Annotated in this window: 24 protein-coding genes; 15 read left to right on the top strand and 9 right to left on the bottom strand. The window is 64.2% G+C overall.

All coding sequences use genetic code 11. The features are described 5' to 3' along the window. The first annotated feature begins 150 nt into the window (after positions 1-150). From JCM7686_RS20810 to JCM7686_RS20765, 10 genes are all read left to right on the top strand, one after another. Positions 151-1,146: a TerC family protein gene (locus JCM7686_RS20810; protein ID WP_020952987.1), complete on the top strand. Its 996-nt coding sequence runs from the start codon at positions 151-153 to the stop codon at positions 1,144-1,146. Positions 1,147-1,317: 171 nt separating this feature from the next. Further along, entirely contained in the window at positions 1,318-2,337 is a 1,020-nt protein-coding gene (locus tag JCM7686_RS20805; RefSeq protein WP_020952986.1) for an ABC transporter ATP-binding protein, read from the top strand. Then, positions 2,334-3,086, top strand: a complete 753-nt coding sequence (locus JCM7686_RS20800) for an ABC transporter permease (protein WP_020952985.1) — start codon at positions 2,334-2,336, stop codon at positions 3,084-3,086. Before JCM7686_RS20805 ends, JCM7686_RS20800 begins: the two co-directional genes overlap by 4 nt. Before the next feature lie 21 nt (positions 3,087-3,107). Beyond that, the gene (locus JCM7686_RS20795) at positions 3,108-4,121 is read left to right on the top strand and encodes an ABC transporter substrate-binding protein (protein ID WP_020952984.1); all 1,014 of its coding nucleotides are present in this window, start codon (positions 3,108-3,110) and stop codon (positions 4,119-4,121) included. A 3-nt stretch (positions 4,122-4,124) separates the two neighbouring features. Beyond that, positions 4,125-4,928 carry an ABC transporter ATP-binding protein gene (locus JCM7686_RS20790; RefSeq protein WP_020952983.1) on the top strand — a complete coding sequence of 268 codons (804 nt, stop codon included), beginning with the start codon at positions 4,125-4,127 and terminating at the stop codon, positions 4,926-4,928. Positions 4,929-4,956: 28 nt separating this feature from the next. Next, positions 4,957-5,766 (top strand): ABC transporter permease, encoded by an 810-nt coding sequence (locus JCM7686_RS20785; RefSeq protein ID WP_020952982.1) that lies wholly within the window; start codon positions 4,957-4,959, stop codon positions 5,764-5,766. Continuing rightward, positions 5,763-6,503, top strand: coding sequence for a hypothetical protein (locus tag JCM7686_RS20780; RefSeq protein ID WP_020952981.1), 741 nt, complete (start codon positions 5,763-5,765; stop codon positions 6,501-6,503). Before JCM7686_RS20785 ends, JCM7686_RS20780 begins: the two co-directional genes overlap by 4 nt. Positions 6,504-6,884: 381 nt before the next feature. Next, positions 6,885-7,349: a c-type cytochrome gene (locus JCM7686_RS20775; RefSeq protein ID WP_051201735.1), complete on the top strand. Its 465-nt coding sequence runs from the start codon at positions 6,885-6,887 to the stop codon at positions 7,347-7,349. A gap of 57 nt (positions 7,350-7,406) precedes the next feature. Further along, positions 7,407-9,170, top strand: coding sequence for a pyrroloquinoline quinone-dependent dehydrogenase (locus JCM7686_RS20770; RefSeq protein ID WP_020952979.1), 1,764 nt, complete (start codon positions 7,407-7,409; stop codon positions 9,168-9,170). 103 nt (positions 9,171-9,273) lie between these two features. Beyond that, positions 9,274-10,107: a substrate-binding periplasmic protein gene (locus JCM7686_RS20765; RefSeq protein WP_020952978.1), complete on the top strand. Its 834-nt coding sequence runs from the start codon at positions 9,274-9,276 to the stop codon at positions 10,105-10,107. Between the two features lie 34 nt (positions 10,108-10,141). On the opposite strand, the gene JCM7686_RS20760 is transcribed toward JCM7686_RS20765, so the two are convergent. From JCM7686_RS20760 to JCM7686_RS20730, 7 genes are all read right to left on the bottom strand, one after another. After that, the gene (locus tag JCM7686_RS20760) at positions 10,142-10,744 is read right to left on the bottom strand and encodes a hypothetical protein (RefSeq protein ID WP_020952977.1); all 603 of its coding nucleotides are present in this window, start codon (positions 10,742-10,744) and stop codon (positions 10,142-10,144) included. A 104-nt stretch (positions 10,745-10,848) separates the two neighbouring features. After that, a complete protein-coding gene (panC, locus tag JCM7686_RS20755) occupies positions 10,849-11,697 on the bottom strand; it encodes a pantoate--beta-alanine ligase (RefSeq protein WP_020952976.1) in 849 nt (282 codons plus the stop codon). After that, a complete protein-coding gene (gene panB, locus JCM7686_RS20750; RefSeq protein WP_020952975.1) occupies positions 11,694-12,521 on the bottom strand; it encodes a 3-methyl-2-oxobutanoate hydroxymethyltransferase in 828 nt (275 codons plus the stop codon). Before panB ends, panC begins: the two co-directional genes overlap by 4 nt. A 13-nt stretch (positions 12,522-12,534) precedes the next feature. After that, complete coding sequence (gene nadC / locus JCM7686_RS20745) at positions 12,535-13,386, bottom strand: carboxylating nicotinate-nucleotide diphosphorylase (RefSeq protein ID WP_020952974.1); 852 nt, start codon at positions 13,384-13,386, stop codon at positions 12,535-12,537. Then, a complete protein-coding gene (locus tag JCM7686_RS20740) occupies positions 13,383-14,954 on the bottom strand; it encodes an L-aspartate oxidase (protein WP_020952973.1) in 1,572 nt (523 codons plus the stop codon). The genes nadC and JCM7686_RS20740 overlap by 4 nt, the downstream gene beginning before the upstream one ends. Positions 14,955-14,957: 3 nt before the next feature. After that, positions 14,958-16,010 carry a quinolinate synthase NadA gene (gene nadA / locus JCM7686_RS20735; protein WP_020952972.1) on the bottom strand — a complete coding sequence of 351 codons (1,053 nt, stop codon included), beginning with the start codon at positions 16,008-16,010 and terminating at the stop codon, positions 14,958-14,960. 189 nt (positions 16,011-16,199) lie between these two features. Further along, positions 16,200-16,811, bottom strand: coding sequence for a TetR/AcrR family transcriptional regulator (locus tag JCM7686_RS20730; RefSeq protein WP_020952971.1), 612 nt, complete (start codon positions 16,809-16,811; stop codon positions 16,200-16,202). 93 nt (positions 16,812-16,904) lie between these two features. Here JCM7686_RS20730 and JCM7686_RS20725 point away from each other — a divergent pair, with 93 nt between their 5' ends. Further along, positions 16,905-17,834 (top strand): alpha/beta hydrolase family protein, encoded by a 930-nt coding sequence (locus tag JCM7686_RS20725; RefSeq protein WP_020952970.1) that lies wholly within the window; start codon positions 16,905-16,907, stop codon positions 17,832-17,834. Here JCM7686_RS20725 and JCM7686_RS20720 read toward each other — a convergent pair. Continuing rightward, positions 17,807-18,706: a DMT family transporter gene (locus tag JCM7686_RS20720; protein WP_020952969.1), complete on the bottom strand. Its 900-nt coding sequence runs from the start codon at positions 18,704-18,706 to the stop codon at positions 17,807-17,809. The genes JCM7686_RS20725 and JCM7686_RS20720 overlap by 28 nt on opposite strands. 78 nt (positions 18,707-18,784) lie before the next feature. Then, positions 18,785-19,489: an SDR family oxidoreductase gene (locus JCM7686_RS20715; RefSeq protein WP_041528334.1), complete on the bottom strand. Its 705-nt coding sequence runs from the start codon at positions 19,487-19,489 to the stop codon at positions 18,785-18,787. Positions 19,490-19,580: 91 nt separating this feature from the next. Here JCM7686_RS20715 and JCM7686_RS20710 point away from each other — a divergent pair, with 91 nt between their 5' ends. The 4 genes from JCM7686_RS20710 to JCM7686_RS20695 all read left to right on the top strand — a co-directional run bounded on the left by JCM7686_RS20710 (position 19,581) and on the right by JCM7686_RS20695 (position 23,316). Next, positions 19,581-20,453 (top strand): LysR substrate-binding domain-containing protein, encoded by an 873-nt coding sequence (locus JCM7686_RS20710; RefSeq protein ID WP_148292709.1) that lies wholly within the window; start codon positions 19,581-19,583, stop codon positions 20,451-20,453. Between the two features lie 239 nt (positions 20,454-20,692). After that, positions 20,693-21,739, top strand: a complete 1,047-nt coding sequence (locus tag JCM7686_RS20705; RefSeq protein WP_020952966.1) for an ABC transporter substrate-binding protein — start codon at positions 20,693-20,695, stop codon at positions 21,737-21,739. A gap of 10 nt (positions 21,740-21,749) precedes the next feature. After that, a complete protein-coding gene (locus JCM7686_RS20700) occupies positions 21,750-22,577 on the top strand; it encodes an ABC transporter permease (protein ID WP_020952965.1) in 828 nt (275 codons plus the stop codon). Further along, entirely contained in the window at positions 22,570-23,316 is a 747-nt protein-coding gene (locus JCM7686_RS20695; protein WP_020952964.1) for an ABC transporter permease, read from the top strand. The genes JCM7686_RS20700 and JCM7686_RS20695 overlap by 8 nt, the downstream gene beginning before the upstream one ends. The last annotated feature ends 2 nt before the right edge of the window (positions 23,317-23,318 follow it).

Genomic DNA, 23,318 nt, shown 5'->3' with positions numbered 1-23,318 from the left:
CATTTTTGCGCAGTTGCGCTATGTGAGCAGAGCGGGACCGGGCCCCTCTGGCGGTTTTTTCAAACCGTGATGTCGGACCGCATCGAGTGCGCTCGAGGCTGGCCCGGAGGTATCTCCCCCCGACCTTGACGCTTTGTAGCAGAGGTCGGAATGGAACTTATCACAACGCTCTTCATGGGAACGCCGGTCTGGATGTGGCTGGTGTTCATTGGCATTGTTCTCGGGCTTCTGGTCCTGGATCTCGGGGTCTTCAACACCGAAGACCATGAAATCGGGATCGCCGAGAGCCTCAGAATGTCGGCCTTCTATATCACGCTGGGGGTCGCCTTTTCGGGCTTCGTCTGGTGGCAGATCGGACCGACGGAAACCGCGCAATATCTGACCGCTTTCGTGGTCGAAAAGACCCTCGCGCTGGACAATATCTTTGTCATCGCGCTGATTTTCAGCTTCTTCGCGATCCCGCGCAAATATCAGCACCGCGTGCTCTTCTGGGGCATTCTGGGTGTGATCTTGCTGCGCGGTCTGATGATCGGGCTTGGCGCGACCATCGTCGCGCAATACCACTGGGTGCTCTATCTCTTTGCGATCTTCCTTGTGATCACAGGGGTTCGGATGCTTTTCGCCAAGGATGACGAAGAGCCGGATCTGAGCCGCAATCCGGTGCTGCGTCTCGCGCGGAAATGGCTGCGCGTCTCGGATGAGCTGCATGGCAACCGCTTCTTCGTGCGGCTGCAGGATGCCAAGACCGGCAAGATGGTGCGCTTCGCTACGCCGCTTTTCCTCGCGCTGCTGACGATCGAATTCGCCGATCTGATCTTCGCGGTTGATTCGGTGCCCGCGGTTTTCACCATCACGACCGATCCGTTCATCGTCTATACCTCGAACATCTTCGCGATTCTTGGTCTGCGCGCGCTCTTCTTCGCGCTCTCGGCGATCCTGCACCGCTTTGCCTATCTGAAATATGCGCTCTCGATCCTGCTGATTTTCATCGGCTCGAAGCTCTTTATCGCCGATGCGATGGGCTGGGAGAAATTCCCGCCGGCTTGGTCGCTTGGCATCACCTTCGCCATTCTGGGCGCCGGGGTTGTCGTCTCGCTTGTCAAAACGCGCGGCGACACCGGTTCGGAGATCGGCAAGGACCACTAAGCAGAGATCTCGGGCCGGAGCGATGTCATCCGGCCCGAGATCGGATTTGCACCCGGGGATTTTCCCGACCCGTGGACTTTTCCTCGGATCAGCATAGGGTTAATGGCGGAGGGGTGAGGCCGAGGCTTTCACCCCCAGCCGTTGCGCCGAAGACCCTTGCCGGGATAGCCCATGACCGAGACGACCGCCGAAACTCCAGCCCATCGTTTTGCCCGAAAGCCGGGTCCTGCCGTGCGCGTCGAGCATCTGACGCTGAAATATGGCAGCCAGCTGGCGCTTGACGATGTCTCGCTGACCGTCGCGCGGGGCAGTTCTTTCGCCTTGCTGGGGCCGAACGGCGCGGGGAAAACCTCGCTCATGTCGGTGCTGGCGACGCTGCTTGAACCCGGCAGTGGCACGGTCGAGGTCGCGGGTCATGACGTGCGCCGCGCCTCGCGGCAGGTCCGGCTGTCGATTGGCATGGTCTTTCAGGACGCGAGCCTCGACGACCGGCTGTCCGCCGAAGAAAACCTCGACTTCCACGGCCTCGTTTACGGCATGCCTGCGCGCGCCCGGGCCGAGGCGATTGACCGTGTGCTCGAGCTCGTCGAGCTGACCGAATGGCGCGAGGCCATTGTGCGCAGCTTTTCAGGCGGCATGAAACGGCGGCTCGAGATCGCACGCGCTTTGATGCATGACCCCGAAATCCTGTTTCTGGACGAGCCGACTGTCGGGCTGGATGCCCAGACTCGCAGCCGGATCTGGGCCTATCTGAACCGCCAGCGCGCCGAGCGCGGGCTGACGCTTCTGACCACGACCCATTATATCGAAGAAGTCGAGGATGCCGACTTTATCTGCATCATAGATAAGGGAAAAATCATTTCGAAAGGTTCGCCCGCCGAGCTCAAGCAAAAGCTCGGACAGGCTTTTCTGCATGTGGTTCCCGCCAGTGCGGAGGACCGCGAGGCGCTGCTCGCGGCCTATCCAACCGCCCATGCCTTGGGGCCCGAGGCCATGGCGATCCCGGCGATTGGCGAGGATTTCGTCGCGAGCTTCCTTGCCCGTTTTGGCAACCGCCTGCGCGAGATGCGCTATGAGGCGCCGACGCTGGAAGGCGTCTTCCTTGGCCTGACCGGCCGCGTCCTGCGCGACCGCACCGATGGCGCGCGCGAGGCGCAGCGCGCGGCTGGGCGACGGGCGGGGCGGCGATGATCCTGCTCGCGCGGCTTGGGGTTCTTGCGGTGTTGTTGGTGCTGTGGTCGGTCACGGCGGCGCATATGCCGCAAGGGCTCTTCGCATCGCCTTCGGAAACGCTGGCTGCCGCGCGGGGCATATTGGCCGAGGGGCGGCTTTGGAAAGCCATCGCGGCGTCGCTTCAGGTCTATCTCAGCGGAACTGGGCTTGCCGCGGTCGTGGGCATCGGGCTGGGCCTTGCCATGGGGGCCGCGCCCTTCTTTGGCCGCACGATCGATGTCTTTCTCTATGCGCTGGCCGCGACCCCGCGCGTGGCCTTCGTGCCGCTGATCATCGTTCTGCTGGGCCTCGGCATTCAGGCCAAGGTCTTCATCGTCTTTCTGGGCGCTGTCATGCCGATCGTGCTGAACACCTATGCCGGGGTAAAGGCCGCCGACCGCGACCTGATCGAGATGGCGCGCGGGGCAGGCGCCGGGCAGGCTCGGATCTTCGCGCATGTGATCTTGCCCGGAGCCGTGCCCTTTCTGGTCACCGGGCTTCGGATCGGCGCGACCATCGGTCTGATCAACACGGTCGTGGCCGAGCTTTACACCGCCGTTTCTGGCCTCGGCGGGCTCCTTGCGACCTATGGCGCAAGCTTCCGGATGCCCGAATATTTCGTCGTCGTCCTGACGCTCAGCCTGATCGGGGTGCTGGTCACCGAGGCTCTGCGTCAACTTGAAAACCGCCTGACCCGTTGGAACTCTGCCAGCGGTCGCAGAGACTGAACCCTCAGCAGGAGAGTTTGAATGCAGATCAAGAATTTCCTTTTCGCAACTGTTTCCTTTGTTGTTTTTGCGGCAGGCGCTTCCGTCGCCGAGCCCTTCCGGCTGGTCATCACCGACCTTGAACCGCCGCTGGTTCCGAATTCGGTGGTCGATATCGCCCAAGCGGGCGGCTATTTCGAGCGCGCGGGCGTCGATGTCGAGATCCTGCGCGTCCAGCAAACGCCGATGGCGATTGCCGCGCTTCAATCGGGCGAAGGCGATATGGCCAATGTCGCGACCGAGAGCCTCGTTCAGCTGGTCGCGCAAGGGGCGAAGGACCTGCGCGCGGTGACCTCGCCGAACAAGGCTCTGCCCTATCTTATCGCGGGCAAGGAGGGCATGACGCTCGACGGTCTCAAGGGCCAGAGCTTCGGCATCGGTCGCGTCGGCAGCCTCGATCAGACGCTCTCGACCAAGGTGCTGGCCGATAAGGGCGTCGATGTCGCCGGGCTCGAGATGGTCGCGCTTGGCCAGCCCAATATCCGCGCGCAGGCCTTGGCGGCGGGGCAGGTCGGGGCAACGACCATGTCGATCGGTAGCTATCTCGCGCTGCCCGGCCATGAGAAGCTGCCGGTTCTGGTCGGGGTCGAGGATTACTACAAGGCCGCGCCGGTGGTCTCGAAGGTCAATGCGGTGAAGACCGCGACGCTGGAAAAGCGCGGCCCCGAGGTCGAGGCGGTGATCGAGGCGCTGACGCTCGCTGCGCGCGACATGGCCAAGGACAAGGACGCCTGGGCCAAGGCGATGGCGCCGCTGCGCCCGGATGTCGATGCGGCCACGCTCGACACGCTTGGCGCGGCCTTCCAGACGAGCTGGTCGGTCAATGGCGGCATCCAGAAAGACGAGCTCGCCTATACCCAGGACTGGCTTTACCAATCCGACGAGTTCAAGGGGCTGGCCAAGGTCGAGCTGACCGATTGGGTCGATTTCGGGCCTGCCGACAAGGTTCTGGCCAAGATCGGCGCCGTCGAGGGTGCGGACAAGGTCTCGCGCTGATCCATGCCCGAGCCGACCGCGCCGCAGATCCTCTTTGACCATGTCTCCCTGGCCTTCCAGCCCGGGGGCGCGCCTGCCATCGAGGATGTCAGCTTGACCATCCCGCAAGGGGAGGTGCTGGTCGTGCTGGGCCCCTCGGGCTGCGGCAAGACCACGCTCTTGCGCCTGATCGCGGGGCTGATCCGGCCAAGCGCGGGGCGGGTGCTGGTCAATGGTGCCGCGCCGCGTCCGGGGGCGTCGAGCGCGACGGTCTTTCAGAACTTCCGCCTTTTGCCCTGGAAGACCGTGGCCGAGAACATCGCCTTCGTGCTGCCCGATCTCCCCCGGCCCGAGCGCGAGGCCCGGATTGCCCGCTATCTCGGGCTGGTCGGCCTGTCGCGGGTGGCGAAGAGCTATCCGCGCGCGCTCTCGGGCGGGATGCAGCAGCGCGTGGCACTGGCGCGGGCCTTGGCCGCTGAACCTGAGATCTTGCTGATGGACGAGCCCTTCGCCAGCCTTGACGCCCAATCGCGCGAGCTGATGCAGGGCGAGGTCCTGAAGCTCACCCGCGCCGGTCCGCAGGGCAGTCGGCGCACGGTCGTCTTTGTCACCCATAGCGTTGATGAGGCGCTGGTGCTCGGCGACCGCGTGCTGCTGATGTCGCCGCGTCCGGGCCGGGTGGCAGAGCTGATCGCGCTGCCCTTTGCCCGCCAATCCGGCGATCCGCGGCGGCATCCGGATTTCATTTCGCTGCGCGACCGCCTATGGGAAGAGCTCAGGCATATGGTCCTGTCCGATCCCCAATCCGATTTCTACGGTCGCGGCTGACCTTGCCTGACCCTGGCAGAGAAGACCGATGAATTCAGTAATTCCCATCCTGCGCGGCATCTATGGCGTCTGGCTGCGCGAGATCATGCGCGCCACCCGTGACAAGGGCCAACTGCTCGGCGGCGTCAGTCGTCCGCTGATCTGGCTGCTCATTCTCGGCGTCGGCCTCAATCCCTATTTCCGCGGCGAGGTCTTTGGCGAGGTCCGTCTGGTCCTGCCCTACAGCTATCTGCAATTCCTCTTTCCGGCCGTGATCGTGCTCAACATCATGTATACGTCGATCCAATTCGCGGTATCGGTGATCTGGGATCGCGAATTCGGCTTTCTGCGCGAGGTTCTGGTCTCGCCGATGCCGCGATGGGCGGTGCTTCTGGGCAAGGTGCTGGGCGGCGCGACGGCGGCGACCGGGCATGGCACGCTCGTGCTGATCCTTGCGCGCTTTGCCGATGTCTCGCTCATGCCGGTGCAGGTGGTCGAGGCCATTTTCTACATGTTCGCGCTCTCCTTCGCGCTGACCTCCTTCGGGGTCGTGCTGGCGAGCAAGGTGCGCAGTTTCGAAGGGTTCGGCGTCTTCTCGAATACGGTGATCCTGCCGCTTTACTTCGCGTCGTCCTCGGTCTTTCCGCTGGATCCCTCGCTCACGCGCACGCAGCTGGTGACGACCTATCCCGAATGGCTGATCATGCTGATCCGGGCCAATCCGATCACCTATGCCGTCGATGTGCTGCGCGGAATCCTGATTGATTACAACCAGTTTCCGCCTGCCATCGGCCTTGGTCTGGTCGCGGCGGGCTCGGTCGGGTTCTTCCTCTGGGCGCTGCGGAGTTTCGGCAAGTGAAGCGGGGCTTCAAGCGATGGAAGAGGCCGCTTGGCGATCTGGCGGTGATTGCCGCTTTGCTCGCCGCGCTGAGCTATCTGCCGCCCGATACCTCGCTCTCGGACCGCCGCGCGCAGGGGGATCTCCGGCTCTGCGTGCCCGATCTCGACGCGCCGGTCATTGCCGCCAACGATCCCGATCATCCCGGGCCCGAGCTGCGTCTGGCGCAGGGCATCGCCCGCGATCTCGGGCTTTCGCTGCGGCTGGTCGAGGTGCCGAACATGGGGCGCTCGTTCAACCCGCGCGACTGGCATATCGGGCGCGGGCAATGCGACATGCTGGGCGGCGGGCTGGCCGACAGCCGCAGCAATCGCGGCTTCATGACCCTGCTGCCGACCGGCGCGCGCATCGGCCTGATTCGTGCAGGCGGGCCCGAGGCCGTGCCTGCGGGGGCCGAGGTTGGCGTCTATCTGGGCTCGGCCGGGCTTGATCGGGTGCGGCTGTCGGGCTGGATGCGCGGCATGGGCTGGCGTCCAAAACCCTTGGCGAGCCCTGCCGATCTTGCGAGCTGGCTTGGCGCAGGCGGCACGGCAATCGCCTCGACCCTTGCGCCCTTGCCCGAGGGCATTGCGCAGCACGAGCTTCCCCCCGAGGTCGCCGATCGCACCGATCTGGCCTTCGGTTTGTGGCGCGGAGATGTCACATTAACCCGGGCAATCCGCGCTTCATTACGGAATGAAACTTATAAAAAACAATAGATTGACGTATAAACATCACCTTAAATCTACGCGATGGTCAGGTGACAAATAATCTGACAAACCGCAAACGGACCCCTTGAAATTCAAGAAAATCCAGAGCATCCCCTAAGGAGGGGCGGAGCGGCTTTGCAACCAAAGTCGGACCGGACCGTTGCAATTGCGCGCGCATATCCGATGGAATCGCTGAACGCCCGACCCACAAGGGGCTCGGGATGGGACTGCGGCTGAGGTCAACCGCGCAGAAGCAGAGCGGTGAAAGCCGTGTGATCAGATCAAGCAGGGACGGGATGACCCGTTCTCGCTCCAACCAGCATGGAGGCTCAGGTGCCAGCCAAACTTTTCGGACGACCCACCGTCCTTGCCATCACTTCTGCTCTTGCTATGACCTTCGCGTCAACGGGGACCATTGTCGCGGCCGGCTTTACCGAAGAGCAGGCCAAAGCAGGTGAGACGGCCTATCAGTCGAACTGCTCGCAGTGCCACGGCATCCGGCTTGAAGGCCCGGAAGCTCCGGCGCTGTTCGGTCAGGACATCATGGGCAACTGGGATACCGCAGGCGGCCTTTATGATTTCATCTCGGTGGCGATGCCGCCGGCTGAACCGGGCAAGCTGGGCGAAGAGACCTATCTCAACATCATCGCCTATGTGATGCAGAAAAACGGCGCGAGCGCCGGTGACAAGGCGCTGACCACGGCCGATATGGCCTCGGTCGAGCTTGTGGCCGAGACCAAAGACGGTGCGGCCCAGCTGGCTCAGGCCAACCAGGAAACCACGATCGAGGCGGGCGACACCAACGTGCCCCAAGCCTTCACCTGGGGCAAAGAACTGCCGAAGTTCAAAAAATAATCCGTGTTCCGGTGGGCCCGACCCTCGGGGTCAGCCTGCCTTCAGGAGAGACAGAGAATGACACTCAACATTCGCAAAAAGCTGCTGGTCGCATCCACCGCGCTGATCGCCTTCGTGCCGGGCGCTTTCGCGCAAAGCGCACTCGACAAATACACCCCGGTCACCGCCGAGGTTCTGGCCAATCCGCCGGCTGGCGACTGGATCCAGTTCCGCCGCACCTTCGACAACCAGGGCTATTCGACGCTTGACCAGATCAACAAAGACACGGTCAAGAACCTCGAGCTCGCCTGGGCTTGGCCGATGGCCGACACCGGCATTCAGGAAACCGTGCCGCTGATCCATGACGGCGTGATGTTCCTGCAGACCTCGAACGCCATCGTCGAGGCGCTCGACGCCAAGACCGGCGATCTGCTCTGGACCTATCGCCACGTTCTGCCGGAAATGCCCGCCTCGTGGTCCTATCAGGCCAACCAGGCGCGCCGTCAGAAGAACTCGATCGCTCTGGCGGGCGACAAGGTCATCCTGACGACCCCGGATGCCAAACTGGTCGCGCTGGATGTCAAAACCGGCAAGATCGCTTGGGAACAGCAGGTCCTCGACTGGAAAAAAGGCTATTCCTACACCGTTGGTCCGCTGATCGTTGACGACAAGATCATTTCGGCGATCTCGGGCTGCTCGATCGCGGGCACCGCAGGCGGCTGCTATATCATGGCGCATGACCTGAACACCGGCAAAGAGCTGTGGCGCTTCAACACGATCGACGATCCGGAGAACCCGAAGCAGCAGGAAAGCTGGGGCGATGTTCCGGCGGAAAACCGTTGGGGCGGCACGCCGTGGACCACCGGCTCTTATGATCCGGAACTCGGCCTGACCTATTGGGGCGTCGGTATGCCCGGCCCCTATGCCCAGCTGATCCGCGGTTCGGGCGATGGCGCGGTGCTTTACACCAACTCGACGCTGGCGCTGGACGTGAAGACCGGCAAGCTGAAGTGGTATTACCAGCACCTTCCGGAAGACAACTGGGACCTCGACAGCCCGTTCGAGCGTATTCTGGTTGACCAGAAAGTCGACGGCAAAGACCACAAGCTGCTGATCTCGGTTCCGGGCAAGAACGGCATTGCCTTCGCGCTTGACCGTGAGACCGGCAAATACCTGTGGCACAAGGACACGATCTTCCAGAACGTGGTCTCGAAAATCGATGCCGATGGCACGGTCCACATCAACAAGGATCTGGTCCCGACGGCTGTCGGCCAGCCGGTCCATGTTTGCTCGTCGGTTTCGGGTGGGAAACTCTGGCAGGTCGGGACCTATAGCCCGAACACCCAGACCTATTACGTCCCGCTGACCGAGGCTTGCAACGACGTGACCCCGACGCAATCCGAGTTCACCGCCGGTAACGCCGTGGGTTCGGTGACCTTCGGTCCGCGCGTGCTGCCGGAAGGTCAGGACAAGGCCGGTCTCTTCGAGGCTTTGTCGATCAACCCGACCCAGGGCGATCACGCCTGGCAGGTCCGTCAGCGCGTCGCGCCGACCTCGTCGATGATCTCGACGGCGGGCGGTCTCGTGTTCGGCGGCGATGCGGCCCGCTACATCAAAGCCTTCGACGACAAATCCGGCGATGTGCTTTGGGAGCAGCGTCTGAACGCCCCGATCGGCGGTTCGCCCGTCACCTATGAGATCGACGGCGAGCAGTATCTGGCGGTTCCGACCGGCTATTCGAACTCGGCCTCCTCGATCGCTTCGGCCTTCCCGGAAAGCCCGCTGCCGAACGGCAACGGCAACTCGATCTTCGTCTTCAAGCTGAAGAAAGACGCGAAGTAAGGACGATTGTCCCTGCGATTGGGAAAGGGGGCTTCGGCCCCCTTTCTGTCCATTGTCTGCCCCGCACCCTTTGGACAGGCGGGGCGCGAGGAGAGGATCTGTCATGGTCAAATGGCTGATGGCCGCCGCGGTGAGCCTGGTTGCAGGCTCGGCTTTCGCGCAAAGCTATGGCGTGCCCCAAGAGCTGCTCAAGAACACCCGCAGGCTTGAGGGCGACAAGCTCGAAATCTGTTCGGATGTCTCGGGCAAGATCCATGATTTCGACCATGCGGTGGCGCAGGCGATCGCGGATTCGCTGTTTCTCAAGGCAGAGTTCCACGAAGGCTTCGGTGGTTTTCCGACCAGCGGCGATGGTTTCCTCGACGAGCTTTTGATCGCGATGACCAACAAATGCGATCTGATGATGGGCATGACGGTTCAGGAAAACTCTCCATTTCCGGATTGGTCGGTGTTGAGCCGGCCCTATGTCAGCCTGCCTTATGTGCTGGTGGTCAAAGATGACTACAAAGCACTGTCCGATATCCCGACCAGCCGCAAGCTGGGCACGGCGCTGTCCTCGATGGGCGAGCGCGTCTTCATTACCTGGAACGAGCAGCAGCCCAAGGCCAAGCGTTACACCCGGCTGCCCTATGCCGATATGGATCTGATGACGCATCGGGTCTCGGATGGCTCGCTCGCCGGGATGCTGATCTGGCAACCGGTCTTTGCGACGCTGGAAAAGACCAATCCCGAAGCGCGTGAGATGCATATCATTCCGGTCGCGCCGGTGCCGGAAACCGTGACCCGCGTCGGCATCTTGATGAAAACCCGCGACACCTATCTGCGCACCCAGATCGACGAAGCGATTGACGCGCTCGTCGCCGATGGGACGATTGCGAAGATCATGGCCGATTTCGGCTATGAGGGCACGCCGGGCGACGCCAAGGGCGTGCAGTAGGCGACCTTTCGCGCTGGGGCTCTCGCGCTGGGGTTCAGACGAGCCGCAGCGCCCTGACCAGCGGCATCACATCCGGGAACCAGCCGAGGATCAGCAGGATGGCCGCCAGTGCCATCCCGACCCCGGCAAGCTTGCGGTAGCGTTTGGCAAGGCGCGGGAAGATCACCGGCAGCGCCGTGCCGAGCAAGAGGCCGGGCAAAGGCAAAAGTCCAAGCGCCACCGAGCCGACCAGCGTGATCTGCAAGCTGTCGATCGTCGCCAGCACCATATAACCCGCCCCGCGCGACAAGTACTGGTGAAGCGGCGCGCGCGCCAGGTCGAGAAGTGGGACCAGAGCAAGCAGTAGCGCAAAGCTTGCCAGCACCGCGATCAATGGCCGAAACCGCGCCAGACCCTTGGCCGGGCTGAAGGGTAAAGGCGCGATCCAGCTCATGCGGAAGGCGATGTTGAGAAACACACCCGAGACCAGCACATGATTGAACGGGTTCAGGCTCAGCCGCCCGGACTCGGTGGCGCGGGCATCGCCGAGAAGATGCAAGAGCAGCGCAAGCAAAAAGCCCTGCAGCCCGGCATAGATCAGGGCCGCCGCGATCCTTTGCAGGATGTCGGGCATGGTGAGGTCGTAGAGAAATACCATTCTGCGCGCTTTGCTGCTTTTGGGCCGGGTATCGCGCGGACGGGGCGCGCTGTCCAGATGCCGGGCCCGAACTCAGGCCAGATCTGGACCCGGATCACGCGATCCTAGCCAAGACGAACCGCGACATTGTCGATCAGCCGCACACCATCAAGCCAGACCGCCGCGAGCAGCCGGGCCGGGGCGCCGGGGCGAGGAAGCCCGAGCGTCTCGGCGTCGCAGATCTCAAGATATTCGACCGGACCAAGTCCCCGCGTCTCCAGCGAGGCGCGCGCCTCGGCCAAGGTCTCGGCGGCATCCTTGCCCTGCGAAATCGCCTCGGCACTCGCGAAAAGCGCCGCAGGCAAAGCCGCCGCCTTGACCCGGGCCTCGGGCGAGAGCCGCTGATTGCGCGACGACAGCGCCAGCCGGTCCTCGGCGCGCACCGAGGGGCAGGGCATGATTTCGACCGGCAGGCGCAGATCCGCGACCAGCCGCTTCACCAACTGCAACTGCTGCCAGTCCTTTTCCCCGAAAAAGGCGCGATCGGCACGGGTCATGTTGAGAAGGATCGTGACCACGGTCGCGACACCGTCGAAATGGCCGGGACGATGCGCACCTTCCAGCGGCGCGCTGATGCCCGCAACCGAAACCGTCGTGCTATGGCCCTCGGGATAGACCTCGCCGCCTTCGGGCACGAAGAGCGCATCGACCTGATAGGGGCCAAGCAGGGCCGCGTCGGCAAGCTCGGTCCGGGGATATTTCGCGAAATCCTCGGGGCTGTTGAACTGGCGCGGGTTGACGAAAAGCGTGACGATGACGCGGTCGGTGCTGGCCTTGGCCGCGCGCACGAGGCTCATATGGCCGTCGTGGAGCGCGCCCATCGTCGGCACGACGCCAATGGTTTCGCCCGCGCGCTTCCAGCTTTGGGTCAGGGCGTTGAGTTCGGCCAGCGAGCGGATGATTGGCGCGCTCATGCCTTGGTTTCCGTGGCGAAAACATGTTCGGGCGCGGGGAAGCTTCGGCTACGAACATCGGCGGCATAGCTCGCGATCACCTCGGCGGCGGTCTGGCCCAGCTCGGCATAGCGTTTGACGAATTTCGGGCGGAATTCGGTGAAGAGGCCCAGAATATCGTCGATGACCAGCACCTGACCGTCGCAATCGACCCCGGCCCCGATGCCGATGGTCGGGACCGCGATCTCTTGGGTGATGCGCGCGCCAAGTGCTGCGGGCAGCTTTTCCAGCACGACCGAGAAGGCCCCGGCCTCGGCCACGGCGCGGGCATCAGCGGCGACGCGCTCAGCGTCCGCGCCGCGGCCCTGCACCTTGTAGCCGCCAAGCGTATTGACCGATTGCGGCGTCAGGCCGACATGGCCCATGACCGGGATGCCGCGCGCAACGAGGAAGCGCACCGTGTCCGCGATATGGGTGCCGCCCTCAAGCTTGACCGCCTGCGCCCCGGTTTCCGCCATGATCCGCGCGGCATTGCGAAAAGCCTGCGCGGGGCCTTCCTCATAAGATCCGAAGGGCATGTCGACGACCAGACAGGCGTGCTCGAGCCCGCGCGCGACGGCTTGCGCATGCAGGATCATCATCTCCATGGTCACGCCAAGCGTCGAAGGGAGCCCATGCAGCACCATGCCGACGCTGTCCCCGACCAGAGCGATGTCGCAGGAGCGGTCGACAAGTGCGGCCATCGGCGTCGTATAGGCGGTTAGGCACACGATGGGCTCGGCCCCCTTGCGGGCGCGGATGTCACCGGGCGTCAGGCGGGCCTTACGGTCGGGAGTTGCGCTCATCTTCTTCTCCGGCTCAGAAATCGAGACCCAGATCCAATGTCCGGGCCGAATGGGTCAGGGCGCCGACCGAGATGAAATCGACCCCGGTCGCCGCCACATCGCCGATCCGGTTAAGCCGCATATTGCCCGAGGCTTCAAGCACAAGACGGCCCGCATTCATGGCGACCGCCGCGCGCAGGGTCTCGGTGTCCATATTGTCGAGCAGCACGACATCGGCGGCGCCCTCGTCCAAGACTTCGGCCAGTTGGTCCAGCCGGTCAACCTCGATCTCGACGCGGATCATATGCGAGGCGCGCGCCTTGACCGCTTGCAGCACCGGCCGGATCCCGCCCGCCGCCGCGATATGATTGTCCTTGATCAGAATGGCATCCGAGAGGCTGAAGCGGTGATTGAAGCCGCCGCCATGCAGCACCGCCTGCTTTTCCACAAGCCGCAGGCCGGGCGTGGTCTTGCGCGTGCAGGTGATGCGCGCCTTGGTGCCTCGGGTCTCGGCAACATAAGCGGCGGTATCGGTGGCAATGCCCGAAAGGCGGCCCGCGAAATTCAGCGCGATCCGCTCGGCAGAGAGGATCGAGGCGGCCTCGCCCTCGATCTCGGCCAGAACCTCGCCTGCGGCAAAACCCGTCCCGTCCGGGACGCGCAGGCGGAAGCTCAGGGCGGGGTCGATCAGGCGAAAGGCGATGGCCGCAAGCTGCATTCCCGAGACGATTCCGGCCTCGCGGGCGCGGATCTGCGCGGTATAGCGGGTGCCTGCCGGGATCACGGTGCGCGTGGTCAGATCGCCATAGGTCCCCAGATCCTCGGCCAAGGCATGGCGCACGAGGGGTTCAAGGATCATGTCGGGCAGAGGGGGCAGGGCAGTCATAGGCTCTCCTGAAGGGCCGGGCGAAGCGCGCGGGCTTCGGTCAGGGTCATGCGGCTGCGCTGGCCCTCGGGGCCGAGGCTCTCGGGGAAGTCGCTGCGGAAATGCGCGCCCCGGCTTTCCTCGCGCTTGAGGGCCGCCGCCGCGATCAAGGTCGCGGTCGCGGTCATATTGAGCAAAGCCTCGCAATCGGGCTGCGCGGCTTCGATCGCGGCAATCGTGCCAAGGCATTGGCGCAAACCGGCTCCGGTGCGGACCATGCCCGCGCCTTCGGTCATGGCGCGGCGCAGCTTCTGGACAAGGCCCGGATCGGGCAGGGTCGTCGCGCCCGGCGCAAGGCTTGGCGCGGGCAGATCGACCGGGGGCACTTCGGCGACCGGGGGAAGGGTTGCATGGATCGATGAGGCCGCGCGGGCGGCAAAGACCACCGCCTCCAAAAGCCCGTTCGAGGCCAGACGGTTCGCGCCATGAAGCCCGGTCGAGGCGCTTTCGCCCGCGACCCAAAGCCCCGGCAGCGAGCTTTGCCCGACAGCATCCGTGGCGACGCCGCCCATATGATAATGCGCCGCCGCCGCGACCGGGATCGGAGCGGTCGCGGGATCGACGCCATTGCGCAGGCAAGCCGTGGCCACGATCGGAAATTCGCTCAGGATGCGCGCGCCAAGGCAAGCCCGCGTGTCGAGCATTGGCCGCAGCCCCGCCTGCGCCTGCGCATAAATCGCGCGCGCGACAATGTCGCGGGGGGCGAGCTCGGCATCGGGGTGAAGCGCCAGCATGAAGCGCTCGCCCAGCCGGTTGATGAGATGTGCGCCTTCGCCGCGCAGGGCCTCGGTCGCGAGCGGGGCGGGATCTTCGCCACAATCAAGCGCGGTCGGGTGAAACTGGACGAATTCGGCATCAGCGATCATCGCCCCCGCCCGCGCCGCTAGACCAAGCGCCTGCCCCCGGATGCGCGCGGGATTGGTGGTGAGCGCATAAAGCCCGCCCGCGCCCCCGGCGGCGAGCAGGACGGCTGGCGTTTTCAGCAAGAACGGCGCCGAGCCCTCGCTGCGCATCAGCCGCACACCGGCGACGCGTCCGGCCTCGAGATGGAGGCCAAGGGCCAGCCAACCTTCAGCGATCTGGACCGAGGGCGTGGCCCGGACGGCGGCGATCAGCGTGCGCGTGATCCCGGCCCCCGCCTGATCGCCCTTGACCCGGACGACCCGGGCAAAGCCATGGGCCGCCTCGCGCGACAAGACATAGCCGCCCTCGGCGGTGCGGTCGAAGGGCGCGCCGATCCGGGTCAGCTCGCGGATATGCTCAGGCGCCTCGGCGGTGACGAAATCGGCGACGTTCCGGTCCACGAGCCCGGCCCCGGCTGCGACCGTATCGGCGGCATGGTTCGCGGGATGGTCGGCCTGATCCATCGCGGCGGCCATACCGCCCTGCGCCCAAGCCGAGCTTGCGCCCGTACCAAGCGGATCGGGAGAGATCAGCAGCACTGGCCGGGGGGCCAGACGCAGCGCTGCCGTCAGTGCCGCAAGCCCCGCGCCCAGAATGACGACGCGGGCGGTCGATTGCGCGTCCACGCCTCAGCCCGCCAGACGCTTGGACAGATCAATCATCCGCTGGACGGCGAGGCGCGCAGGGGCGGCGATCTCGGGATCGACCTCGACTGCGCCGGTCATCGTATGCAGCGACCACAGCACCTTTTCGAGCGTGATCTTCTGCATATAGGGGCACATATTGCAGGGGCCGAGGAATTCGACATCGGGCAGGCTGTCCGAAATATTCGAGGCCATCGAACACTCCGTGACCAGCATCACCTGCTTCGGACGCTCGGTCTCGACCCAGCTTTGGATATTCGCGGTCGAGCCGGCGTAATCGGCCTCTGCCACGACGTCAGGCGGACATTCGGGATGGGCGATGATCTTCAGCCCCGGGTTCCAGTCGCGGAAATCGCGCAGATCCTGGGCCGTGAACTGCTCGTGGACGATGCAGGCCCCGTCCCACCAGACCACGCGCTTTTGCGGCACCTGATTGGCGACATTCTGCGCCAGCCATTTGTCCGGCGTCATAATGACGGTGTCACTTTCCATCGCAGCGACGATCTGGGCGGCATTGGCCGAGGTGCAGCAGATGTCCGAGGCGGCTTTCACCTCGGCGGTGGTGTTGACATAGCTGACCACCGGCGCGCCGGGATACATCGCGCGCATCTGGGCAATGCCCTCGGCGGTGATGCTTTCCGCGAGCGAACAGCCAGCCTCCATATCCGGCATCAGCACGGTTTTGGCCGGATTGAGGATCTTCGAGGTCTCGGCCATGAAATGCACGCCGCATTGCACGATGACCTCGGCCTCGACCTCGGTCGCCTTGATCGCGAGTTGCAGGCTGTCGCCCACGACATCGGCAATGCCGTGATAGATCTGCGGCGTCATGTAGTTATGCGCCAGAATGACGGCATTGCGCTCGCGCTTGAGCTTGTTGATCGCCGCGACATAGGGCGCATGAACGGCCCAATCGATCATCGGCATGACCCGGCCCATCCGCGCATGGATCTCTGACATCGACTGTGCCAGCTCCATCGACGGGGCGAGATCGTAATGGGCGCGCAGCTCATCGCGAATATTCGTCAGATCAAGCATATGGCCTCCTCCGGTCCGTCTGCCTGTCAGTTGCATGACAGTCACCGCAATCCCTTGCTGCAAGGCAGCGAACGATTCTGTCGTGCCTGACTACCGAAAGCGGGGGGGCGGGGCAATATTAATGCGTCTTCCCTACACCTATCGCACAAAAAGGAAAAATATGCGGATCAGCCGGGTTTTGACGCGAGGTTATCTGTTCTCGCGTGCGTCGCCCTGACGGTTATGGGCGGTGGAGCGGATGAGGGTCGCGGCGGCCTCTCCGGCGGTTTCGAAATAGGCGGGATCGCGATGAAGCAGCACGACCGCAAAGGCGCCATCGAGGAGCAGGATGATCTGTCGGGCAAGCTGCGGCGCCTCGACCCCCGCGACGGCGGCGAGCTCGGTTTCCAGCCAATGCTCGACCCGCTTCTTGTGAAGCCGCCCCGCGACCACCGCCGGATGGCCCGGCAGATTGACGAGCTCGACCGAGGCCCGCAGAAAGCCGCAGCCCTGCCAGCTGCGGCGGCGCGCGGATCGTGCGAGATGGTCGAAAATCGCGCGGATCTTTTCGGGCACCGCGCCCTCCGCCTTGGCGAACCAATGCTGAAAGGCCGCGAGATTGGGCTGGTCGCGCATTTCAAGCCAGGCCGCGATCAGATCGTCCTTGCTGCGGAAATGATAATACAGCGTGCGCTTGGTCACCCCCGCCGCTTCGGCAATCGCATCCATGCTGATCTCGCGGATGCCTTGGGCATAAAAGAGCGCGCCTGCGGATTGCAGCAGACGGTCGCGGGTCGAGCTGGGGGGCGGGGCCTTGTCCATGGCTCAATGTATACTGACCAGTGAATATACTCAACTGGCCGGGCTGCTATGCTACGCCCTATGAAAACAAGGGTTTTATGGGGTGCCCGTCTGATGCGTCCGGTGGTTTTGGAATGTGCGGATGGCGTGCGGTTGCATGGCCATTTGTGGGAAACGCGCCGCCCAAGCGCCGGGCGTTTGATCATCAATGCGGCGACCGGGGTCGCTGCGCGCTATTACCATCGCTATGCCGCCTTTCTGGCGAAGCATGGCTTCGAGGTGCTGACCTGGGATTATCGCGGCATCGGCCTTTCGCGTCCGGAGCGGTTGCGCGGCTCGGGCTATCTCTGGCGCGACTGGGGCGAAAAAGACTTCGCCGCCGCCCTGCGCTTCATGGTCGAGCGGCCGGGCGCGGGGCTTTTGTCGGTGGTTGGCCACAGCATTGGCGGCTTTCTGCCCGGTCTTGCCGCTGGCTCCGATCAGATCGACCGGATGCTGACGGTTGGCGCGCAATATGCTTGGCCGGGCGATTATGCGCCGCGCTGCCGGGCAACGCTCTGGCTCAAATGGCATCTGGTGATGCCCGCACTGACCGCGCTTTGCGGCTATTTTCCGGGCAAGCGTCTGGGCTGGCTCGAAGATCTTCCGGCCGGGGTCGCCTATGAATGGGCCTTCCGCCGTCCACGTTTTGAACTGAGCCATCCCGCCGCGACACGGCCGGATGTTCTCGCCCGGATGGCGGCGGTGCGGGCCGAAATTCTGGCGGTCATCATGTCGGATGACGAGTTTGGAACCTTGCCCGCCGTGCGTCGCGCGCTCGGCTATTACCGGGGTGCGGCGCGCCGGGCGGTCCGCCTTGATCCCGCCGATTTCGGGCGCCAAAGCATCGGGCATTTCCAGCTTTTCCACAGCAGCCATGAGGCGGGGTTCTGGCAGGAAACGCTGCTCTGGCTGCGCGAGGGCCGCAATCCCTGGCCGGACCGCGTGGTTTTTGCCGCCGCACCCGAGCCCCGGAGTTACGCGGATACGCGCCTCTTGGGGTGAGGCTGGCTCTGCCCGGTTTGCAAAAGCAGCACGCCGCCGAGGATGAGCCCAAGAGAGATGATCTCGACCGCGCCGATAGGCTCTCCGACCAGCGCACCGATGACCACGGCCACGACCGGCGCGATATAGGTCGCCCCCGCTGCCGTCACCGGGCCAAGCCGGTCGATGATGAAATAGTAAATCAGGAAGGCCAGCCCGGTCCCCAACACGCCCAAGCCAAGCACGACGCCAATTAAAGCATGAGGATCCGTGCCGAGCGCCCCGATTCCAGTCAGATCGGTCAGCGCGAACAGCGTCACACTGGCCAGGCCCGTCTGCCATGTCGCAAGCGCCAGCGGCGGCAACTGCAGTGGCGAGAGGAAGCGGCGGGAATAAACGAACGAGCCGCCGACGCTCAGCGTTCCGCCGAGCATCCAAGCCACGCCCTGCCACGAGACAGAGGCGTAACCCTGCCAGGGCCGCGCGCTGAGGATGATGCCGAGAAAGCCCAAAGCGATCCCCAAAGCCATGCGCCGCGTCGGGGGATCTTCGCGCAGAAACAACAGCGTCGCGAGAAAAGTGAAGATCGGGATCGCGCCGCTGAGCAGACCGGCAATGCTCGTCGGCAAGAGCGCCGTGCCCGCGACGAAGCCGTAGTAATAGAAGCTCGTGGCAAGCACCGACATGACTGCGAAATGGGGCAGGTGGCGCAGTTGGCTGCGGGTGATCGCTCCGGTGCGCCAAGCCACCAGCGCCAGCGGCAGGAAGCCGAAGAGCACGCGCAGGAACACGACCTGCATCGGCGAAATCAGCGCGGTCGCCCATTTCATATAGATAAAATTGCTGCCCCAAATGAGGCCAAGCGCGGCGAGCGCCACAGTCGCGGGTGACATATGCGGAAGCTTTCAGACATGCGGAGCCACCCCTTCCCCAAAAGGGAAGGGCGTTTTTCCTATGATTTCAGATGGTTCTTAGGCTGAGCGGATCAACCCGCCGTCGACGCGCAGGTTTTGGCCGGTGATATATCCGGCGGCATCCGACAGAAGGAACGCGATGGTGCCCGCGACTTCATCGGCGGTGCCGTAGCGCTGCATCGGCACGCTGTCGCGCCGCTCGCCGGTCGCGGGCAGGCTGTCGATCCAGCCGGGCAGGACATTGTTGATGCGGATGTTTTTCGCGGCATATTCGTCGGCATAGATCTTGGTGAAGGTGCCAAGGCTCGCCCGGAACGCCGCCGAAGTCGGGAAAAGCGCCGAGGGCTGCGTGACCCAGGCCGTCGAGATGTTGACGATGGCGCCTTTTCCCTGCGCCTCGAAGATCGGCGTTACCAAGCGGATCGGACGCACGGCGCTGAGGAAATAGACCTCCATGCCGCGATGCCAGTCCTCGTCGGTGATCTCGAGTAGCGGCGCGCGCGGGCCGTGTCCGGCGGAATTCACCAACGCGTCGATCCGACCCCATTTTTCCAGTGCCAGATCGACGAGCCGCTTGAGATCATCTTGCGACTGGTTCGAGCCGGTCACGCCGATGGCGCCAAGCTCATGGGCCAAAGCCTCGCCCTTGCCCGAAGAGGACAGGACCGCGACATGGTAACCGTCCTCCGCCAGTTTGCGCGCGGCTGCGGCGCCCATGCCGGACCCGCCTGCGGTGATAAGAGCAACTTTTGCCATGCTGATCTCCCTTCGTTGTCTGAGGATCGGTCTACACGATTCGCTTCGCTCTTTCGCGCCAGAAGGAATGGTGCCAGACTGTAGAGAATCTATGGTCTTGGTGATGTCGCGTCGCAACCTTCCTCCGCTCAACGCCCTGCGCGCCTTTGAAGTTTCGGGGCGGCGGCTGAACTTCCGTCTCGCGGCGGAAGAGCTTGGCGTCTCGCAAGGAGCCATCGCGCAGCAGGTCCGGCTTTTGGAGGACCACCTCGGCCAGAGCCTGTTCCTCCGCCAGCCGCGCGGTTTGGCTCTGACAGCCGCGGGGGCCAGCTATCTGGCCGAGATCAGCCGGGCCTTCGACGGGATGACCGAGGCGACTGCGCGGCTGCTGGCGCGGCCCGAGCAGGTGACGATCAGCGTGACGCCCACGGTCGCGGCGCGGCTGCTGATCCCGAAACTTGCCGAGTTCAGCGCCGAATTGCCGGGGATCGAGCTGCGCACCATCGCAACCGAAGCCTTGTCGGATTTCGACCGCGATCAGGTCGATCTTGCCGTGCGTCAGACGCGTGCGCCCTTACCGGCCAGCTTTGAAACCCGCCTGCTGTTCCGCCAAGAGCTGATCGCGGTCGCGAGCCCGCATCTGGTCAGCGGCCGAGATCTGCCGCTTTCCGTCGAGGATCTGCGGGCATTGCCCTTGCTCAAGGATGCGCATGACAATTGGCGCGCCTTTCTGGACAGCCCCGGCCCGGTTGGCGGCGCGACCTTTAACCAGACCGCTCTGGCGCTCGATGCGGCGATGGCCGGGCAGGGGGTCGCTTTGGCCTGCCGCGCCTTCGTGGTCGGAGATCTTGCCGCCGGGCGGCTGGTTCAGGTCATGGACCGCTGCCGCGTCATCGGGCCGGATTACATCCTTCTGCGCAAGCGCAGCGCGACCCCGCGCAAGGCGGCTCAGGCGGTTTGGGAGTGGTGCGCGCAGCATCTCGCGCTCTGAGACCGGCTCCGACTCAGCCTTAACGGGAACCGACGAGGCGCTCTGTTCCCGCCGGACCTGCGAGTTCTGGGCGAAGAGAAAGCTTCTCCCACGCGCGGTAGAACCAGAGAAATTCTCCTGCCTCTGCCGACGCGTTCAACGGGTTTCGGTCAAACTGGGACGCCTTCACAGTTAATCATTGATAAAATCAATCTATGATGTCGTCTATATAGCGAAAGACAATGTTTCCTGGAGTGAACATGCTTCGCAAATTTATCGTCATGGCCTCGGTCGCCGCCGCGTTTTCCCTGAGCGCCGCCGCCGCAGAGGAATATCCGAAGACGATCCGCCTTGGTGATGTCGGCTTTGGCTTCGGCACGCCGTTCGGGGTTGGTCTGCAAGCGGTCGCCGATGCCAAGGGCTTTATCGCCGACGAGTTCAAGGACACCGGCGTGACGCTGGAATGGACCTATTTCACCGGCACCGGCCCCGCGATCAACGAGGCTTTTGCCAATAAACAGATCGATTTCGCCTCTTACGGCGCCGTGCCGAACATCGTCGGCGAGGCGGGCGGGCTTGATACGCTGATCCTTGCCTCGACCCAGGGCACGACGGTCTTTGCCGTGGCCCGGCCGGGGTCGGGGATCGAGAAGCTCGCCGATCTCAAGGGCAAGAAAGTCGCGCTGCAAAAGGCCACGATCATCCATTGGTCGGCGCTTGAGGCGCTCAAACACGCCGGGGTCAATCCCGAGGATTTCACGCTGGTCGATCTCAAGAACGCCGATCAGCTGGCCGCGATCACTGCGGGCAGCGTTGACGCGGTCTTCGGGGCGGAATTCCTGCTGCCGCTTGAGGAAAAGGGTGTGGCGAAGGTGATCTTCAGCTCGGCGCGCGACGATACATCGGTGAACGGCTTTGGCGGCTTCCTCGTCTCGCGCGCGTTCCGTGACGCCTATCCCGATGCCACGCAAAAGGTGGTCGAGGGTTATGTTCGCGCCGCCGCCTGGGTCTCTGATCCGGCCAACCGCGATGAGGTCTTCCAGATCTGGAGCCGCGCCGGAACCCCGGTCGCGCTGCTCGCCAAGGCCAATGCCGATACGAATTTCGAGCTGGCCTATAATCCGCGTCTCGATGGGGCGTTCCGGCACCGCTATGAAAGCGCGCTGGCCTTTGCGACCGAGCAGAAGCTGGTCCGCAAGGCGCCCGATCTGACCGCCTGGACCGATGCGAGCTTCCTTGACAAAGCGCTTGCGACCACCGGGCTCGACAAGCTCTGGCCCGAGCGCGACGGCCCGAAGGCCAAGTGAGGCAACCGCAATGAGCCTCATCGCGCAAACTGGACAGGCATCGGGCGGTTGGACCGCCCGTATGCCGTCGCGGCTTCGGGGCACCTTCCGCGCGCTGCCCTTGGCCGCGCTGGCCCCGGTCGGACTTCTGGTCCTGTGGCAGGGCGCGGCGAGCTCTGGCCTTGTCGCGCCGCAGATCCTGCCCGCGCCCGCCCGGGTGATCCAGACCTTCATCGAGCTGGCCCGGGACGGCGAACTAACCGCCGCGATAAGGATCAGCGCCTGGCGGCTGGCGATCGGGCTGGTTGTCGGGGGTGCTTTGGGCTTTCTCTTTGGCATTCTGCTCGGGGCCTCGCGTCAGGCCGAAGAGTGGCTTGGCCCGAGTTTCCGCGCGATTGCGGCCGTGCCGGCGCTTGGCTGGATCCCGGTGCTGATCCTCTTGGTCGGCATCGACGAGATGCTCAAGATCATCATCCTGACCAAAGCCTGTTTCGTGCCGATGACCATTGCCACGCGCGACGCTTGGCGCGCGGTGCCGCGTGAATTTGCCGAGCTTGGCGATGTGCTGGGGCTTTCGGCCCGCGCGCGCTTTTTGCGCATCCGGCTGCCTGCGATGGTGCCCATGGTCTTTGGCGGGCTGCGGCTGGCCTCGGGGCAAGCCTTCGTCTCGCTGGTGACCTGCGAGATGCTCGCGGCGACCGAGGGCATTGGCTATCTGATGATCTGGGGCCGCAGCCTCTTTCAGATGGATATGGTGCTGGTCGGCATGATCGTGGTCGGCGTCAGCGGCGTCGCATTGGACCAGCTGCTCCGGCTGACCGAGCGGGCTTTGCGGGCAAGGATGGGCGAAGATGTCTGAGCTGACCCTCAAGGGCCTTGTTCTGCCTGCGGGCCTCGTCGCGCTGTGGGCCGCTGCATCGGCGGGCGGCGCGCTGAACGGGCCGATGGCGGTCTCGCCGCTCGATGTGCTGCGGGTGCCCTTCAGCGATCCCGACGGACGCCAGATCTGGGCGGGGCTGGGCGCGAGCCTCCTGCGCCTTGTCGCGGGCGGGCTGATCGGAGGCGCGGCCGGGCTGGCGCTTGGTCTTGGGCTCGGGCTGATCCGACCGCTTGGCGCGGCGCTTTCGCCGACGATCAACGCCTTCCGTCAGGTGGCGCTTTTCGCCTGGATCCCGCTGCTGACTTTGTGGTTTGGCAGTTCGGAAAGCGCCAAGATCGTCTTCATCGCGCTGGCGACCTTCTTTCCGATGGTCTTCGCGACCGAGCAGGGCGTGCGCAATGTGCCGCGAAACCTGTGCGAGGTCGTCGCGGTCCTCAACCTCTCGCGCCGCCGCCAGATCACCGCGCTTTATCTGCCCGCGGCATTGCCCTCGATCGCGACCGGCGTGCAGATCGCCGCGCTCTCGTCCTGGATCGGGACAGTCGGCGCGGAATATGCGATCGGCAACGGGCGCGGCCTTGGCAGCTATATCGCCAATGCCCGCGATCAGTTCCGCATGGATATCACCCTCGTCGGTGTCCTCGCGCTCGCCGGGGTGGGGGTCCTGCTGCATGCCGGATCGACCCAACTGATCGACCATTTCAACAAGGGAGCCTGAGC

Source organism: Paracoccus aminophilus JCM 7686 (genome assembly GCF_000444995.1).
Taxonomy (GTDB): Bacteria; Pseudomonadota; Alphaproteobacteria; order Rhodobacterales; family Rhodobacteraceae; genus Paracoccus; species Paracoccus aminophilus.
The sequence above is the reverse complement of the archived record's forward strand: the minus strand, read 5'-3'. Positions and strand labels throughout refer to the sequence as shown.

What these genes read in the sequence shown, in the direction of transcription:
- JCM7686_RS20725 (WP_020952970.1), top strand. Translation starts at nt 16,905, where the DNA reads ATGCGTCCGGTGGTTTTGGAATGTGCGGATGGCGTGCGGTTGCATGGC.
- JCM7686_RS20760 (WP_020952977.1), bottom strand. Translation starts at nt 10,744, where the DNA reads ATGGTATTTCTCTACGACCTCACCATGCCCGACATCCTGCAAAGGATC.
- JCM7686_RS20695 (WP_020952964.1), top strand. Translation starts at nt 22,570, where the DNA reads ATGTCTGAGCTGACCCTCAAGGGCCTTGTTCTGCCTGCGGGCCTCGTC.
- JCM7686_RS20770 (WP_020952979.1), top strand. Translation starts at nt 7,407, where the DNA reads ATGACACTCAACATTCGCAAAAAGCTGCTGGTCGCATCCACCGCGCTG.
- panB (WP_020952975.1), bottom strand. Translation starts at nt 12,521, where the DNA reads ATGAGCGCAACTCCCGACCGTAAGGCCCGCCTGACGCCCGGTGACATC.
- JCM7686_RS20775 (WP_051201735.1), top strand. Translation starts at nt 6,885, where the DNA reads ATGACCTTCGCGTCAACGGGGACCATTGTCGCGGCCGGCTTTACCGAA.
- JCM7686_RS20730 (WP_020952971.1), bottom strand. Translation starts at nt 16,811, where the DNA reads ATGGACAAGGCCCCGCCCCCCAGCTCGACCCGCGACCGTCTGCTGCAA.
- panC (WP_020952976.1), bottom strand. Translation starts at nt 11,697, where the DNA reads ATGAGCGCGCCAATCATCCGCTCGCTGGCCGAACTCAACGCCCTGACC.
- JCM7686_RS20700 (WP_020952965.1), top strand. Translation starts at nt 21,750, where the DNA reads ATGAGCCTCATCGCGCAAACTGGACAGGCATCGGGCGGTTGGACCGCC.
- JCM7686_RS20785 (WP_020952982.1), top strand. Translation starts at nt 4,957, where the DNA reads ATGAATTCAGTAATTCCCATCCTGCGCGGCATCTATGGCGTCTGGCTG.
- JCM7686_RS20810 (WP_020952987.1), top strand. Translation starts at nt 151, where the DNA reads ATGGAACTTATCACAACGCTCTTCATGGGAACGCCGGTCTGGATGTGG.
- nadC (WP_020952974.1), bottom strand. Translation starts at nt 13,386, where the DNA reads ATGACTGCCCTGCCCCCTCTGCCCGACATGATCCTTGAACCCCTCGTG.
- JCM7686_RS20805 (WP_020952986.1), top strand. Translation starts at nt 1,318, where the DNA reads ATGACCGAGACGACCGCCGAAACTCCAGCCCATCGTTTTGCCCGAAAG.
- JCM7686_RS20800 (WP_020952985.1), top strand. Translation starts at nt 2,334, where the DNA reads ATGATCCTGCTCGCGCGGCTTGGGGTTCTTGCGGTGTTGTTGGTGCTG.
- JCM7686_RS20765 (WP_020952978.1), top strand. Translation starts at nt 9,274, where the DNA reads ATGGTCAAATGGCTGATGGCCGCCGCGGTGAGCCTGGTTGCAGGCTCG.
- JCM7686_RS20790 (WP_020952983.1), top strand. Translation starts at nt 4,125, where the DNA reads ATGCCCGAGCCGACCGCGCCGCAGATCCTCTTTGACCATGTCTCCCTG.
- nadA (WP_020952972.1), bottom strand. Translation starts at nt 16,010, where the DNA reads ATGCTTGATCTGACGAATATTCGCGATGAGCTGCGCGCCCATTACGAT.
- JCM7686_RS20705 (WP_020952966.1), top strand. Translation starts at nt 20,693, where the DNA reads ATGCTTCGCAAATTTATCGTCATGGCCTCGGTCGCCGCCGCGTTTTCC.
- JCM7686_RS20795 (WP_020952984.1), top strand. Translation starts at nt 3,108, where the DNA reads ATGCAGATCAAGAATTTCCTTTTCGCAACTGTTTCCTTTGTTGTTTTT.
- JCM7686_RS20720 (WP_020952969.1), bottom strand. Translation starts at nt 18,706, where the DNA reads ATGTCACCCGCGACTGTGGCGCTCGCCGCGCTTGGCCTCATTTGGGGC.